19 protein-coding genes are annotated in these 14,814 nt (G+C 38.1%); 4 read left to right on the top strand and 15 right to left on the bottom strand.

The genetic code is table 11. The annotated features are described in order from the left end of the window. Window positions 1-304 precede the first annotated feature (304 nt). From JOC34_RS09245 to JOC34_RS09205, 9 genes are all read right to left on the bottom strand, one after another. Window positions 305-1,372, bottom strand: coding sequence for an acyl-CoA dehydrogenase family protein (locus JOC34_RS09245; RefSeq protein WP_205136475.1), 1,068 nt, complete (start codon window positions 1,370-1,372; stop codon window positions 305-307). A gap of 32 nt (window positions 1,373-1,404) precedes the next feature. Then, entirely contained in the window at window positions 1,405-1,941 is a 537-nt protein-coding gene (locus JOC34_RS09240; protein WP_205136474.1) for a DUF4242 domain-containing protein, read from the bottom strand. A 116-nt stretch (window positions 1,942-2,057) separates the two neighbouring features. Beyond that, window positions 2,058-2,822: an ABC transporter permease gene (locus JOC34_RS09235; protein WP_205136473.1), complete on the bottom strand. Its 765-nt coding sequence runs from the start codon at window positions 2,820-2,822 to the stop codon at window positions 2,058-2,060. 5 nt (window positions 2,823-2,827) lie between these two features. Beyond that, window positions 2,828-3,778: an ABC transporter substrate-binding protein gene (locus JOC34_RS09230; RefSeq protein ID WP_338062659.1), complete on the bottom strand. Its 951-nt coding sequence runs from the start codon at window positions 3,776-3,778 to the stop codon at window positions 2,828-2,830. 11 nt (window positions 3,779-3,789) lie between these two features. After that, window positions 3,790-4,578 carry an ABC transporter ATP-binding protein gene (locus tag JOC34_RS09225; protein ID WP_205136472.1) on the bottom strand — a complete coding sequence of 263 codons (789 nt, stop codon included), beginning with the start codon at window positions 4,576-4,578 and terminating at the stop codon, window positions 3,790-3,792. Between the two features lie 171 nt (window positions 4,579-4,749). Beyond that, the gene (locus JOC34_RS09220) at window positions 4,750-5,391 is read right to left on the bottom strand and encodes an ABC-2 transporter permease (protein ID WP_205136471.1); all 642 of its coding nucleotides are present in this window, start codon (window positions 5,389-5,391) and stop codon (window positions 4,750-4,752) included. 19 nt (window positions 5,392-5,410) lie between these two features. Further along, complete coding sequence (locus tag JOC34_RS09215) at window positions 5,411-6,055, bottom strand: ABC-2 transporter permease (protein WP_239544279.1); 645 nt, start codon at window positions 6,053-6,055, stop codon at window positions 5,411-5,413. Window positions 6,056-6,072: 17 nt separating this feature from the next. Further along, on the bottom strand, window positions 6,073-6,942 hold the full coding sequence (locus JOC34_RS09210; protein ID WP_205136469.1) for an ABC transporter ATP-binding protein: 870 nt from the start codon (window positions 6,940-6,942) through the stop codon (window positions 6,073-6,075). Next, entirely contained in the window at window positions 6,942-7,319 is a 378-nt protein-coding gene (locus JOC34_RS09205) for a GntR family transcriptional regulator (protein WP_205136468.1), read from the bottom strand. The genes JOC34_RS09210 and JOC34_RS09205 overlap by 1 nt, the downstream gene beginning before the upstream one ends. Before the next feature lie 463 nt (window positions 7,320-7,782). Here JOC34_RS09205 and JOC34_RS09200 point away from each other — a divergent pair, with 463 nt between their 5' ends. After that, window positions 7,783-8,409: a metal-dependent hydrolase gene (locus JOC34_RS09200; RefSeq protein ID WP_205136467.1), complete on the top strand. Its 627-nt coding sequence runs from the start codon at window positions 7,783-7,785 to the stop codon at window positions 8,407-8,409. A 155-nt stretch (window positions 8,410-8,564) separates the two neighbouring features. Here the strand turns inward: JOC34_RS09200 and JOC34_RS09195 are convergent, their stop codons facing one another. Both JOC34_RS09195 and JOC34_RS09190 read right to left on the bottom strand, forming a co-directional pair. Next, the gene (locus tag JOC34_RS09195; protein WP_205136466.1) at window positions 8,565-9,065 is read right to left on the bottom strand and encodes a DUF1648 domain-containing protein; all 501 of its coding nucleotides are present in this window, start codon (window positions 9,063-9,065) and stop codon (window positions 8,565-8,567) included. Window positions 9,066-9,257: 192 nt separating this feature from the next. Further along, on the bottom strand, window positions 9,258-10,619 hold the full coding sequence (locus JOC34_RS09190) for an OmpA family protein (protein WP_205136465.1): 1,362 nt from the start codon (window positions 10,617-10,619) through the stop codon (window positions 9,258-9,260). Window positions 10,620-10,797: 178 nt separating this feature from the next. Between JOC34_RS09190 and JOC34_RS09185 the strand changes: the two genes are divergently transcribed. Continuing rightward, window positions 10,798-10,974: a YjzC family protein gene (locus JOC34_RS09185; RefSeq protein WP_205136464.1), complete on the top strand. Its 177-nt coding sequence runs from the start codon at window positions 10,798-10,800 to the stop codon at window positions 10,972-10,974. 119 nt (window positions 10,975-11,093) lie between these two features. Here JOC34_RS09185 and JOC34_RS09180 read toward each other — a convergent pair whose 3' ends face one another. After that, window positions 11,094-11,348: a spore coat protein gene (locus JOC34_RS09180; protein WP_205136463.1), complete on the bottom strand. Its 255-nt coding sequence runs from the start codon at window positions 11,346-11,348 to the stop codon at window positions 11,094-11,096. 12 nt (window positions 11,349-11,360) lie between these two features. Then, on the bottom strand, window positions 11,361-11,549 hold the full coding sequence (locus JOC34_RS09175) for a hypothetical protein (protein ID WP_205136462.1): 189 nt from the start codon (window positions 11,547-11,549) through the stop codon (window positions 11,361-11,363). Between the two features lie 262 nt (window positions 11,550-11,811). On the opposite strand from JOC34_RS09175, the gene JOC34_RS09170 reads away from it, so the two are divergent. After that, window positions 11,812-12,636, top strand: a complete 825-nt coding sequence (locus JOC34_RS09170; RefSeq protein ID WP_205136461.1) for an aldo/keto reductase — start codon at window positions 11,812-11,814, stop codon at window positions 12,634-12,636. 203 nt (window positions 12,637-12,839) lie between these two features. Here the strand turns inward: JOC34_RS09170 and JOC34_RS09165 are convergent, their stop codons facing one another. Next, a complete protein-coding gene (locus JOC34_RS09165) occupies window positions 12,840-13,424 on the bottom strand; it encodes a LysE family transporter (protein WP_205136460.1) in 585 nt (194 codons plus the stop codon). Between the two features lie 115 nt (window positions 13,425-13,539). Between JOC34_RS09165 and JOC34_RS09160 the strand changes: the two genes are divergently transcribed. After that, window positions 13,540-14,094: a helix-turn-helix domain-containing protein gene (locus JOC34_RS09160; protein WP_205136459.1), complete on the top strand. Its 555-nt coding sequence runs from the start codon at window positions 13,540-13,542 to the stop codon at window positions 14,092-14,094. A gap of 69 nt (window positions 14,095-14,163) precedes the next feature. Here JOC34_RS09160 and JOC34_RS09155 read toward each other — a convergent pair whose 3' ends face one another. Then, on the bottom strand, window positions 14,164-14,781 hold the full coding sequence (locus JOC34_RS09155) for an NUDIX hydrolase (RefSeq protein WP_205136458.1): 618 nt from the start codon (window positions 14,779-14,781) through the stop codon (window positions 14,164-14,166). Window positions 14,782-14,814: the final 33 nt, after the last annotated feature.

Raw genomic sequence — 14,814 nt, 5'->3', positions numbered from 1 at the left:
GAGTTTTCAACGCACTGACATGCTAGTGCAAAGGTTTTCGGTGGGACGAGCTTTAGCGCAGTTCCAGACGTTGACGCGTAACGTCGCGATTTTAGTCTGCCTCTTCCCCTGAATGTTAGTCGAGCCCCCCCACGACGTGAGGTTCAAAGAAGTTGCCACTAGAGGTGGGGGTTTTACTTCCCGCCAAACTGCGCTAAATTTTACACAAACACCAAATAACCCACCTTCCATCAGGCGGGTTATTGTTGCTGTTTACTTAGCTATTGGATGGTTTTACATCAGGGGCGTTATATCACATATCTTTTTAGGCAAGCATCTTCTCCAGTTGTTTTACCGTTGGTGTTAAATTAGCAAGAAAATATGCCTCACGTAGTTTTCTTGCAGGGTGACTTTTATATAAATATCCCGCACCACCGCTATGAAGCATATTCGCTTCAACCGATCGAAGTGTAAGGTGTGCTATATCCAATCTCATTTGCACAATTTCCTTCCAGTCCAAAGTGTCTTCGTATGTTTCTAGATAATCATAAATTGACTCCCTTTGTTGCTGATAAATAGCTTCTAGTTCTTCAGGTTGAACTTGTAAGTAATGATTACTACCCCTTTGTTTGCTACGTCCACGTTTTATAGATTCAATAGATGCATCTGTAACTCCCAAACCAAGTGGAATTTGATACAGTAAAAAAGTCGGACGTACTTTTTCAACAAATGCATCTGCATCTGCTGATACAATAAGGTGATCAGGCACAAAGCAATGATCAAAACGGCAAACGTACGTCGCACTTCCATTGATACCAAGGTAATCACTTTTACCTTTCATTGAAAGTCCTACAAGGTCACATGGAATAAACGCCATAATCCGCTGGTTATTGTTTAAGCCAGCAACGATGCCAAACCAATGTCCTTCACCAAGATTGGAGACAGATGGAAGGTGACCGGAAATAACATACCCATCTTCTCTTCGCTCAGCCTGTAGATGTAACTTTTCCATATCCCCATAAAACTTCATTGGATTAGATAATCCCGTCCCGCCTAAAATGGTCCCGTTCTCAAGATCCGGTAATAGGTTCGACTTCAAGTAATTATTCTCACTCTGGCGTAAATAGGTCTGTGCCGCTAACTGGCACCACAGGGTAAAACCCGTCGTCATACAAGTTTTAGAAACCTCTTCCACCAAATGAAATTCACGGAGTAATACCTCCCTATCGGAAAAGACATCCGAATTAAAATAGCCTTTTTCACCTAATAACCGTAAAAATGCTTCCGGATAATGATTGTCTATATCAATTGACTGTACCAAAGGTCTTAACTCACTTTGAATGAGTTCTTTTAACGTATTTGTATTTGTCTCTGTTTCCTTTTCCAGGATCATAGGGAAGTCTCCTCCTTTAACTCCTTATCAGCTTATTTATCAGATGCTATTTCCGTGATCGAATCGATTGGCGTATTCACTGCCTCACGTGCACGTTTAACTGCATCTTCATCTGGAGCATCATAGAAACACAGACACTTCGACATATCCTCACAGACATAAGTTCGAGAAAATGAAACTTCAGGTACTTCTGCATAGTGAACAGAGTTTTTCTTTTTGCGGTCTAAATATTGATCCATTGTTATATTCTCAGGAATATTCCATTCAACAAGGTAATTGACTTCCTCTGATTGCTTTTTCACTTCTTCTAGATCTTTACCTACAATACGAACTGCCTTAACAAGCTCAACAGACAGGTCCTTATTCTCCAAACTAGAAGTGAGTACAGCCTCATCTTCACTTTCAAAAATAAAGAAAGATCTTGAAAAGTCCTTTGCAACCTGAACTTCAATTAAATTTATGTTATCTTCTTGAACCGCATCCTTTAGTGCTGACACTTTTTGTTCAAATGCTTCTTTTGTATCAATTACTGTATTTTTAAATGTTGCTTCTACTAAATGTAATGCCATTTTAAAATTCCTCCCCAATATTTAATTATTCCTATAAAATAAGTAGGTTTAATTGGTATTAATAATACGATAATTCACTCATTAATGCAACCATTGAAATTATTTTTAGATATATCTTAATTTGTTTGTACTCCCCATAACCTTTCTACCCAACGTTCAAATAAGCTGATTGCTTTGTCCAGAAGTAGACCTAAAACACCGATAAAAATAATACCCGCAAGCACTAAATCTAAATCCAGTGCATTTCTGGAATCAATAATAAAATAACCTAGGCCAGATTGCGCACCAACCATTTCCCCTGAAACGAGAAATATCCAGGCAGTGCCAAGCGCAATATGTAAACTATTCGCGATGGAAGGAAATGCAGCAGGAAAAATAATTTTATACATGAGTTGTGGCTGTTTAATCTCAAGATTTTGCGCCACCTTTAAATAGGTCGTATCCACTTTCTTCACCGCAGACACCGTCGATAATAATACAGGGAAAAATGCTGCGATATAAATAATAACAATAGCGGGTATACTTCCAATCCCAAACCAAAGCACAATAAATGGTGCCCATGCGATCGGCGCAACCGGTCTGATCACTTGAACAATCGGATCAATAAGTTCCCACAGCCAATTTGTCCGTCCTAAAATCAGACCTAAAATAATCGCCGTACTCACTGCTGCGAAATAACCGATAAAAAAGCGCATAAGACTAATTCGCATATGGGTTAAAATTGTACCGTCACTAATAACCGTAATCATTCCCTTTCCAACAGTGAGTGGAGATGGGAGTAATGCTTCCTCATAATCACCTATAATGATAACAAGCTGCCAAACACTGATTAATAGAACTGCACTCGCCACTACATATAATAACTTACGCCATTTTTTCATAAGGTTTACTCCACCTTCACTTGGTCAATCAGTGAGTTGTCTACAAATGCTTCATAAGATGGAGGCCCTTCCGACAACCCCATTTCTAGTAGACTTTCCCGTAATACATCATAATCTTCTTTCTCCAACCGGAGATCATCGTAAGATATCCACTCTAAGGATAGATCCAACGCCTGTTCATCAACACTTAAATACTTTTTGTGCACATCATAAGCATCCTCATCTAATTTCTCAGCTTTCTCCCCTGCTTTAACATAACCTGTCACAAGTTGTTGTGCCACTTCACGGTTATGTTTAATTACATCGTTACGCAGGACAAGTGCACAGCAGAGCGAATTGGGCCATAGGTCTTCTGACTGATACAGCACTTTCCCTTGATTTAGCGTTACGCCAAGTGCGCCGAAGGGTTCTGCCACAATGTAACTGGAGATTGTGCCCGCGGCTAGCGCAGAAGGCATCTCAGGTGGTGTCATTTCTACAACGTTAATATCGTTATACGTCATATCACCTTCTTTTAACATGTCGTGCAGCAAAATATTTTGTGACGATAAAGTATGTGGTATGGCGACTGTCTCCCCTTTTAAATCTGTCACACTTTCAATTTCAGGCGCTACAATGGCAGCATTACCGTCTTTATGACCTAAAGCAACTGCCTTCAGATCAACCCCTTTTTCTTTTGCTTTCATCGCAAGTTCAATTAATACCGATGCCCCATCTATCCTCCCAGTGTTTAATGCATCCATCAGATCAATCCAGCTTCCGAATTTAACGAGTTCTATTTCTACGCCGTCCATATAGGTGGAAGCAAACTCCTTTTCAAAATAGAGTGGTGCAGCATGTGTGATTGGTAAATAACCTATTTTTAGGGTCTCTTTTTCGCTTACAACTTCATTACTTCCGCAAGCTGATGTAAATAAAATGATCAGCATCAATCCTATCGTGGAGAGTTTCTTCACTTTTCCACCCCCTAAATATTGAATTCCAAAGGCTCTTGTCGAGAGTCGATATGAAATTCCTCAAAAATAAGTTTACGAAAATATTGAAAGTCACTGTTACTTCGATCACGTGGTTTAGATATATCAATCGTTAACTCTCTTCGGATACGCCCAGGATGTGGATCCATAATGAAAATACGGTCTGATAAATAGACGGCTTCATCAATGTCGTGTGTTACGAGAACAATCGTAATCCCTTCCTTTTGTTGTAGACGTACTAGTTCATCTTGGAGATTATACCGATTAAATGTGTCCAGCGCAGCAAACGGTTCATCCATTAAAATTAATTCTGGCTTCATTGCAAGTGCCCTAGCAATCGCAACCCTTTGTTTCATTCCACCGGATAGTTGATGTGGGAATTGACCTATATTATCCTCAAGCCCGACCAGTCTTATATATTCCATTGCCCGCTCATGCTTCTCCTTGGACCCTAACTTCTCCGGTTCTAAACCAAGTTCTACATTTTTCAAAACAGATCGCCATGGCAGTAAACCATAATCCTGGAAAAGCATCACACAGTGTCTACCCGGTTCGATGACCTGTTTCCCGTCCAGTAATATCTGGCCTTTTGTTGGTATTTCAAATCCACCTATAATATTTAATAAAGTGCTTTTACCACAACCGCTTTGGCCTAGAATGGTAACAAATTCGCCTTTTCTAATAGATAGAGAGATATCAGATAAAACCAAGTTATCCTGTTCTTGCGTCACAAAGCTTTTATCTATTTTGTTTATGTCAATCAATGGATATGTATCTTCCATTCACTTATACCTCCCACAAAATACACTATTCCTACGTATTTACTTGTATTTAATTTTAACTATTACTCTAATTTACAATTGAACAGATGTCAATACAATTATCCATTATTGCTGATAGTTAGTTTTTTAGCGCACAAAAAATCCGCCTGACAATGTAGCGGATTCTAGTATTTAATATTCTTTTCGTTTCATCACCTGAGCAGAAAACAATAAGGAGCCTATATAGATGAGAAGCGTAACAATTGCAGCAATCAACACCAATGTTGATTCACTAAAGTGATAGGCCGATTTTAGGATCGTGTCCAGCATGTTTGTTTGTGTATATAGTACACTGCCAATTACTGCTAGGAGAATAAAACCAACAATCATATATTTAATATTTTCATAGCCAAATTTAAAATATATCGCAAATATCAAAGCTGTAGCAATCAAGTTTCCCATTAAGCTTCCCAATATCACTGTCCAAGGCGGCGAGGATATTGAACCTATTACAATATTCAGTATCCCTACTAATATTAACGTCAGGAACGTTCCTAAAATAACTGTCAAAAACCCTGTCATATACTTCGAAATAACAATTGTCTTTCGTTCTACAGGCAATGTAAGTAAAAACAAAGTTGCACCATTTCCATCATCATAACTTATCCCTCCAGTAATCAGGGACAGCGAAATAACCAGACCACTAAAAAGATAAATTAATTCAAGTTGTGTTCCGGAGGCATACCAAATGATAATAAGTCCAATCACCAATGCGATTGTTAAAAAAACCTGGCTTTTTTGCATTATGAAATCTTTCATCATTAACTGTTTCATTTTATCTCTTCTCCGTTCTTTAAAAGTCCTTGATACTTACCACCACTAACGAAATGATGCAGGACAATGCATAGATAACTAAACTGATAATAAGGAACACACTTAACACGTATTCAGTCGAATAATGTGACAGCCCCGAAACTATACTTGCAAATAAACTAGAGTGAACGAACTGCGAACTAAAGCTGGCAAGGAGTAAGGGGATAATAATTAACCAGCGGATTGCTTTATTGCCAAACGCATAATAAACTGGCAATATAATACTCAATACTATAACTATTATCCCAACAGACCAACTCAAGCCAAGAAAAATACTTAGACCTGTAAATCGAAATGAAATAGGCAATAATAAACAAATCAGCAATACCAAACTTGTTGTAAACCAACTTAGAATAGCTACAATTAATCCACTCATGTATTTCGATAAAACAAATCCATTCCTACTGACAGGTAGTGTAAGCAAGAAATAAGCCGCATCCTGCTCATGGTCACTCACAAGATTGCCAATCCCCATAATAAAAAATGCCAAAAGCGCACTAAATATATAGATACCGCCAGCATCAACATCCAAATTAAGGCAAAGCACGCTAATAAAAAGCATACATGCAATAAATAATAAATAGCTTTTTGTAATTAAGATAAAGTCTTTTCTTACTAACTGCATCAAATTAATTCACCCTTTCAATTGAGATCCTTATGCCCCTGCGAAGTAAAGTACATAATATCTTCAAGATTCGCCGGTTCCAATACAACCTCGTCCCCAAATTGCAACCGGATTTCCGCTTTGTCTTTAGAAAGACCTTGAAAGCCAAGACGACTTTTTTCAATGTGAACGAATGGCGCGCTATTTTGTTCATTCAGTAACGCAGTATCACCTTTTACAATAAAGTATGTTTCGGAAATCAAATCCTTTTCCTCACTGAAGTTTACATTTCCATCGTGGATATATGTAATATAATCTGCTATCTTTTCCAAATCTGTAGTTACATGGGTGGAGAATAGAACGGAAACCTCTTCATTCATGACAACTTCTTGCAACACATGCAATAAATCCCGACGTACAATCGGATCCAAACCAGCGGTTGGTTCATCCATCATAATTAGCTTCGCCTGATGACTTAGGGCAACTGCGATGTTATACTGCATTTTCATCCCTTTAGAAAATGTCCTTAACTTTTTGTTTGTTGGGAGACCAAATCGTTTCATGTACGATTGATACGTTTCTTCATCCCAATTATGGTAAAAGGGTGCAATAATCTGCTTCATTTGATCACAATTTAAATGACCATAATAATGGCTATCATCAAACACAAAACCAATATCCTGCTTAATTTCGACCATTTGTTTCCTTGTGTCTTTACCAAAAATATAAATTTCACCATCATCACGTTTCACAATATCCATCATAATTTTTAACAAGGTGCTTTTCCCTGCACCATTCACACCAATCAGCCCCATAATAAATCCTTTCGGTAAGATAAATGATATGTTATCCAAAGAAAAATCCTCATAACGTTTACTTACATTTTTTAACTCCAATACATGTGTCATTACTTTTCCTCCTCATTCAAGAAATTGATTAACCCAAAAAGCTCTTCTTTAGGCATTTCTAACTCTTCCGCCATCTGCAAAACCTCAATAATTGTTGTTTCTAGTTTGTTTAGTTTACGTTCCTTTATTAACTGTGTATCCTGTGTAGCGATAAAACTGCCTTTACCAGCGACCGTGTTAATAAAGCCTTCCTGCTCCAAAGTGTCATATGCCCGCTTCGTGGTAATCACACTTACTTGCAACTCCTTTGCCAAAGCCCTAATTGACGGTAGGCTATATCCACTTTCAATTTTTCCATTAATAACTTGATTACGGATTTGCGAGGCAATCTGTTCATATATTGGCGATGAGTTCGTGTTTGAGATAATAATTTTCACTAAAAATCACTCTTTTCTATGTGATCTACCTGTTACATCTGTCATTTCTGTATATATAGTATATTAACAGTATATACAGATGTTTTTGATTCGTCAAGCCTATTTACGGGGTCAGTCCCCCAACGCATTATTGCGCTGGGGGACTGACCCCGTTTTATAAATCCTGAGATATACACATCATATCGACTACTTTTATGCCATTTTTGTAAATTTCCTCATCATAGTGCCTCATGAAGAAATCCCCATGGTATCTAAACAAAAGGACGGTCATATTCCTTTCAGTATCAGTATGGTTAAGGTATCGATCTAAAAGCCTAGTTGAATGCAAAACCTGCTCCTATCTTCTAATAGCTATAATTATGATCCGAAATGTGATTAACCCCTAAACAGAACATACATTTTGTTGTACAATAAAGCGTGGTACATAAAGGGGACTGTCCCCATAAAAGAGGTGAAATGAAAGGTGAATGGTACAGCACACGCAGCAATTGGGGCAGCAACAGGGTTTATCGTCGCAAACAGTTTTCAGAGTTCGCCTTCTACAACCCTCTTTTTAGTCGGATTAGGAGGCGTTTCAGGACTAATCCCAGATCTCGATATTGATGGGAAACTTCGTGGAAAAATCACTTTATCCCATAAAATGATTCGTACAGTTGCTCAATTGATCGGAATTCTGATGGTCTTTTATAGTTTTTACGAAGGGATGGATACAGAGAAATATATTGGAGGTGGAATTGGTATTGGGATGATCGTCATCTCTTCGTCTATTAAGCAAAAACATATGCTAACCCTCACAGGGATTGGTGTAATCGCAGGAGGTTTCTTTCTGGAAGAAACTTGGTTGATGCTGCTCGGCGTTTATATTTTAATCGCTTCTTTTGTTTCACACCGCAGTTACACCCATTCCATATTAGGGGTGCTTTACTTTGGTCTGATCGCTTCTAAATTAGAAGTGTCTCTTGCAATCGATGGCGTTTTTTATACCTGCCTTGCCGGATACATTAGTCATTTAATCGCAGATAGTAAACTACTGCCGTTCAATAAACGAGGGGTTAAGCTATTTCTGCCGATTTCGTCCAAGGAATTATAGAACATAGCCAAAAACGTGGGAATAAAAGCATTTCTAATGATAGCGGAAATGCTTTTATTTCATACCCACCGTAACGATATCCTATTTTGGGGAATGGTTAAAGGAGGTGACTGCTATTTTTCTTTTCATCGGTTAACCACCCTCATTACGTTCACCTACCGCAATCGAAACGAACGAACAATAAAGAACGCCAAAGAGCCTAAAATAACAACTAGAAATATGGGCAAATCCCATACCCCGTTATTGATAGAATTCCCGAACGCATCCTGGATGGTCTTCCATGTAAAATAAGCAAAAGCAATCATCATTTCATTCTTCATTACGTTGACCAGCAATCTAGAATTTTTATATAGTCGTTCTACATTTTCTTCTGTTAAACCGCTATAATTATGTATATGTGGAAAACGCTCTAAGATCGTAAGTAATATCCACATCAGCCCCCCGATAATCGGCATAATAAGAATGGATCCCTTCCCACCCCAGCCGTCAATATTCCCACTCATGTCATAATGCATTGGCACCCTGTCTGGTAGAGATGGCCAAATGTAAATACAATATGCACCTATACTTAAAAAGGATAGAATTCCAAAGATATCGAGCATTATTTCAAATCGCGGTTTTTTTATTTTTATAATGGGACGATCTTGTAGTGCCATTATATTCACCTCCTTCTCTACTTCCATACGAAGTTTCGTTGAATTTGGTTTCAGTTTTCTAATCGTTTTCTCTATAAAAGGATTAAAGATAGCTACATGGTATTATAACCAAAGTTATTCGTTCCATGATACAAATAGGTAAAACCCCATTCAATCAGAACAGGGTTCGTTACTATTTTTAGATTAACTCTTTTACTTCGGATTAATAACAATCTCGACCCGGCGATTCCTTTCTTGACCTTCTTCATCTTCATTTGATGCAATTGGTTTTGTATCTCCATAACCTTCAATCTGTACATCGAGTTTGTCTACTTCACCATGTTTCTCCAAGTAATCCCATACAGCATTTGCGCGTTTTTTTGATAGATCCATATTGTAATCTGCATCACCTGTATTATCGGTATGTCCATTAATATCAATTCTTGTATCATCGTCTAATTTTTTCAGATCACCGATCACATCATCCAGCGTCCCTTTGGCATCTGATTTTAATTTGCTTTCATCAAAATCAAATAATAAATCATCTGGCATTTGTATTTTAATTTCATCTTCATCTACAGTAAGTCCGGCATCTTCTGGTAAGTCAAAATCTGGTCCATCCAGCTCGACAATTAATTCCGCGTATTGATCTTTGCCATCCTTTTCCACAAGATCCCCCTTTAGCTTCTCGCCATGTTCCCCATATGCAGCAACAACATCTTCCCAAGTGTTCCTTTTGGGTTGATAGCTGATCGGCATATACATACCCTTCTCCAATTTGTGATAAGGCACACGTAATGTAAACGATCCATCCGGATTTATTCTCGTAAATCCGGATGAGAACGCGTCAATAATTCCTGACGCTCTCATTAAATTCCCACCCACTTGCGCTCCCTCCATCAAATTACTTTTTCCGTAAAAATAGAGGTACTGATGATCACTGTCTACTTTCGCTTCCATCCGAATATCGGGGTCACCATAATCATCCGCTTCCTCCTCCCATTCAGGAATTTCTATCGGAATGGTATAAGGCTTTTCTTTGTTTATATCAATGTGAAAATCTGCTTTCGCTTCAAATTCGCCATGGGTATCTGTTACATACACTTGCGGACCTTCTACCTTTTCCAAATGTTCCCCGTAATGCGCTGCCGTTTCATCGTTGTTATTATACAATTTAAGGGTAACATAGGTACTGTTTTTTACTTCTTTAAATTCAAATAAAAACGATCCATCATCCTGTACTTCCGCAGTATCGGTAAATGTTGCAGAGCCAAATCCAGCATCAGTCACACCGCTCGACCAGATCCTTGTGCCGGGTAAAAGATTACTTTCCCCTTCGATTATTATTTTATCTTCTTCCACGGTAGCCTCTCCACTTAATTTCACTTCAAGATCACCAAGGTCTGGAAATGCTTCATCCTCTTCCTGTTCATTTTCCGCGGCGTTTTTTTCTGTATCATTATCTTGCGCTTCAGCCACTGCGCCTTCCTCGACTGTTTTTTTCGAATTATCTTCCGTCTGACTGCACGCACTGATAAAAATAGCTACTAATAAAACCATAAATAATTGCTTCATATGTATACCACCTTACTTTTTAAAAATTATGCCATTTCATTTTACATTATACAGGTTCCACCAATAATGAATAGACACATTTTAAAGCCCTTTCCCACAAAACTTCGCACTGATTCTGAATGAATGGCTTGTAAATCAGCCATAATAAGGGAGAACAAACATAAGGAGTGATCACACATTGGGCGAATATAGTCATTTTCGTTTTGGCCAAAAAGCACCGAATAACGGCGTATATCGAGAAATTGGCGAAACAGGTAATAACGTAAAAGACCCTAAAATAGTCAAACTAGCGGCAGGCGAGAAATTTCCGCAAAACTCGAATCATGATCGTGTTTGGACCTATGAAAATAATTAATAGAAATGCCATCCCCGGAAGAAGGATGGCATTTGCTTTATCCAAAAGAACTGAATAGCTATAGGCAAATCAAAAAGCGTTCATGTAGCCGGTCGAAAGATCTACTGTACTCTTTTTTGTTATTGACCTGCAGTTAATTCCGATTTAATCTGTTGAATTTCCTGTTGGGATGCGGCTTGAGCTGGCTTATAATGTCCGTGCTGAAGTGCATAACTATAAACAGTTCGTTGACGAGATTCATCCCCGTTTCTTAAGTTTATTAACGTTTGTCTAAGCTCCATGTTATTTGCATCACTGATATAACCTGCATAGCCTTTTAAGCTGGCATTTAGTCCATTTAAATAATCATTAGCAATGTCTTTATCCTGTAACATATGCTTCCCTCCTTATTGTAAAAATGATAATAATTGCTGCTGGGATTGTTTAGCAGCTTGTGCATCTCTTTGTAGAATGGACTTTAACTCTGGGTCCATTGCTGCTTGAGAATAAGCTTCTAATTTGTTTGCAATCATCCCATGTTCACCAATTATTCTGCGTAAATTTTCCACTTCTGTCTGTGTTAACGATTCATTCATACTGCAAGCTCCTTTCCTAATAATTCACGTTTAGTGTCCCCATTTACATGTAGGATATGCTTATTCGGAGCACGCGATCTGTTCAACGGAATCGTTCATACACTACTATCCAGAAATAGTTGCTATATACATGACGTATGAATTAGCTTTCCTATCAATCCTACCTAGATCACTCAAAGTCGTAACTCTCTGCTATCTAAAAATTTAATTTCTTCCATTCTTATGATAAACTAAAAACAGCACCTCGAAAGGAAGCGATTTCATGCAATATAAAACGTTAAACAATGGACTTCGTATGCCACAGCTTGGCTATGGTGTATGGAAAGTACCTAATGAAGAAGCAACAACTGCAGTAGAACAGGCCTTGGAAGCTAACTATCGTTTGATAGATACTGCGAAGGTCTATGGAAATGAACGTGGTGTAGGAAAAGCACTCGCTAATAGCAAGGTATCACGCGAAGATCTATTCATTACGACAAAAGTATGGAATGCTGACCAAGGCTATGAAAATACATTAAAAGCATTTGATACAAGCCTTGAAAAATTAGGTCTCGATTATGTTGACCTTTATTTAATTCACTGGCCAACACCGAAGTATGATACGTATGTTGAAACATACAAGGCCCTAGAAAAGCTCTATAAAGATGGACGTACAAAAGCAATCGGAGTCTGTAATTTTGATATTGAACATTTACAGCGAATCATGGATGAGTGTGAAGTGAAGCCAGCTGTTAACCAGGTCGAGTGTCATCCCTTTTTACAACAAATAGAGCTAAAGCAATTTTGTAAAGATCATGACATACAAGTGGAAGCATATAGTCCATTAATGAACGGAACCAATGTGATGCAACATGAACTAATTCAAGCACTCGCTGATCAATATAGCAAAACACCTGCCCAAATCATTCTTCGTTGGCAGCTGCAGACAGATGTCATTGTGATTCCTAAAACGATAACACCTTCACGCATGGAAGAAAATCTAAACATATTTGATTTCGAACTTAATGAAGCAGATATGGATAAGATTGCTACTTTGGACCGCAACGAACGAAATAATGGTGTCCCTAGTGAAATGAATCACCGCTAAAAGGCAGGATATAGGGGTTTAAAGATGCTTTAAACCCTTTTTATCTTCTGTTCCATATCCAGAAAATTTACAAGTTCATTCATTTCTTTATTTCCAGACGGACTTGTCTTTTCTGTGATACTTGCTACCCGCTCCATTTCGATCAACAACGCTGTTTCCTTATTTTTTTGTTAAACTGTCCACCAAATCACTCCATAAAAAGTTTATCCCAATAGAATTGAAATGGCACTATACACCAATAACAAAGCCATCACAACATTGAACGGCCTTCTGTACTTTGATAACAACTTTTTAAAAACAGAACCGAACACACTCCAGCTGAATGTTCCCATAAAACCAATCAAGGCCAAAATCACCGTATAAAATAGCAAGCTGGAATTTGAAGTGTGGTAGGGAAGCACAAAGGTTGATATGACCGTTAGCGCATATAAAATGGCTTTCGGGTTTATAAACTGTAAAAGCACACCGGTTAAAAAACGATTATGGGTATCTTCACTATCATCGTCATCATCTATATTGCTGGTAATAATCTTTGTAGCTAAATACAACATATAAACAACACCAATGATCGTCATCACAAATTCAATTTTTGGAATGATATTTTGTAGTAAAAGGTTGAAATAACAACTCAATACGATGAGCGTAAAGAATCCTACACCGACGCCTACACAGAATCGAAATGTTCTTTTAAATCCGGATTTATTAGCAAACACCAGCGCCATAATGTTATTTGGGCCTGGTGTAAAGCTGGTAACAAAAGCATATAACAACATTGGTAGTAAAGACATTCCAGAGCCCCCGCTTGAAAGAAGTATGTTATCATGACCAATATAATCATGATAACGATTACGTTTTATTGTACAATGTGAATGTTATATTGTACAGATGAACAGGAGTGTGTTTATGGAAGAAATACATCTTATCATTGCAAAAAATTTAAAAGCCTTTAGGGAAGATAAGCATTTAAGTCTCGAAAAGGTTGCAGATTTAACGGGGGTAAGCAAAACGATGATCGGGCAAATCGAGCGTGGTGATTCTGTTCCTACCATTACAACCATTTGGAAAATCGCCAATGGATTAAAAATCTCTTTTACTTCACTAATCAATAACCCGCAACCGGATACAATAGTTGTTTTAAAAAATGACGTCCAAACCTTATCAGAAGACAATGGAAAGTATCGGGTCCACCCCCTTTTTCCTTTTGAGGATGATAAGCGCTTTGAAGTTTATTCTGTGGAGATAGACGAAGGCGGTTTACTAAGTGCAAATGCGCATACTGCAGGAACCGAAGAACTGATAACCGTTTTCTCAGGGGAACTAACGATACGTGTCAACGATGATGAATATATTGTAAAGAATGGTGATTCTATTCGCTTCAAAGCAGATAGACCACATGTCTACCACAATGCAGGGAATACATTGATTCGATTAAATATGATCTTATATTATCCAGCCTAGTTTTCGGGGACAGTCCCCCACTGCTTTAGCACTTTAGCGTAGTGGGGGACTGTCCCCGAACTTCACTGTTTAATCTACTATTGGATGTTTATTAGGGTCTTTTAGGAATTCAAATAACATAGCTATTTGGGATTCCGTATTTCGTGCTGTTGAAAGATTAGGTAGATGATCAAGTGAGAAAAATTGAACCCCGCTTGTTTCTAGCGTCTCATTTGCTGCATTACCGGTGATACCACATTCAATAAAGCACTTATAATAATGAAACGGCTGAGGTGGATGTGGGTGTTTTTGATAATCAAGCACAGCTAGTAATTGCTTATAGAATGCTTGAAATCCAGTTTCCTCCTCCACTTCCCTTACGACATTTTCAACGAGAGAAGAGCCTACATCTGCAAATCCACCAGGCAAAGCCCATCGATTATCAATCTTTTCCCGTACCAGAAGTATTTTTTCATCGTGAAAAACCGCAGCCCGGACATCTATTTTAGGTGTTTGATAACCTTTTTCTTTAGAGAATAAATCTTGAATTTCTTCCATGTCTGTTCCTGTGTATGTCGATAAAATTTCTGCACTTAGTTTGAGAAGCTCTTTATATCTTTCATGATCATATTTGTCTTTTGAGAAAGTTAAACCTGCTTGTGCTGTGGATTGAATTTGTTTAGCCCATTCTAACCATTGATAGCTCATTGATCTCCCCCCTATCTAACCACGCTAGATTCT

The organism is Virgibacillus halotolerans (genome assembly GCF_016908515.1).
GTDB lineage: Bacteria > Bacillota > Bacilli > Bacillales > Amphibacillaceae > Virgibacillus_M > Virgibacillus_M halotolerans.
This window is presented reverse-complemented; position numbering and strand designations above follow the sequence as displayed.

Bases quoted from the DNA above. Each gene is read 5' to 3' on its own strand.
- JOC34_RS09225 (WP_205136472.1), bottom strand. From the start codon at position 4,578: ATGGAAGATACATATCCATTGATTGACATAAACAAAATAGATAAAAGC.
- JOC34_RS09195 (WP_205136466.1), bottom strand. From the start codon at position 9,065: ATGGCACTACAAGATCGTCCCATTATAAAAATAAAAAAACCGCGATTT.
- JOC34_RS09155 (WP_205136458.1), bottom strand. From the start codon at position 14,781: ATGAGCTATCAATGGTTAGAATGGGCTAAACAAATTCAATCCACAGCA.
- JOC34_RS09215 (WP_239544279.1), bottom strand. From the start codon at position 6,055: ATGCAGTTAGTAAGAAAAGACTTTATCTTAATTACAAAAAGCTATTTA.
- JOC34_RS09220 (WP_205136471.1), bottom strand. From the start codon at position 5,391: ATGAAACAGTTAATGATGAAAGATTTCATAATGCAAAAAAGCCAGGTT.
- JOC34_RS09160 (WP_205136459.1), top strand. From the start codon at position 13,540: ATGGAAGAAATACATCTTATCATTGCAAAAAATTTAAAAGCCTTTAGG.
- JOC34_RS09180 (WP_205136463.1), bottom strand. From the start codon at position 11,348: ATGTTACAGGATAAAGACATTGCTAATGATTATTTAAATGGACTAAAT.
- JOC34_RS09240 (WP_205136474.1), bottom strand. From the start codon at position 1,941: ATGGCATTACATTTAGTAGAAGCAACATTTAAAAATACAGTAATTGAT.
- JOC34_RS09245 (WP_205136475.1), bottom strand. From the start codon at position 1,372: ATGATCCTGGAAAAGGAAACAGAGACAAATACAAATACGTTAAAAGAA.
- JOC34_RS09175 (WP_205136462.1), bottom strand. From the start codon at position 11,549: ATGAATGAATCGTTAACACAGACAGAAGTGGAAAATTTACGCAGAATA.
- JOC34_RS09170 (WP_205136461.1), top strand. From the start codon at position 11,812: ATGCAATATAAAACGTTAAACAATGGACTTCGTATGCCACAGCTTGGC.
- JOC34_RS09210 (WP_205136469.1), bottom strand. From the start codon at position 6,942: ATGACACATGTATTGGAGTTAAAAAATGTAAGTAAACGTTATGAGGAT.
- JOC34_RS09190 (WP_205136465.1), bottom strand. From the start codon at position 10,619: ATGAAGCAATTATTTATGGTTTTATTAGTAGCTATTTTTATCAGTGCG.
- JOC34_RS09235 (WP_205136473.1), bottom strand. From the start codon at position 2,822: ATGAAAAAATGGCGTAAGTTATTATATGTAGTGGCGAGTGCAGTTCTA.
- JOC34_RS09165 (WP_205136460.1), bottom strand. From the start codon at position 13,424: ATGTCTTTACTACCAATGTTGTTATATGCTTTTGTTACCAGCTTTACA.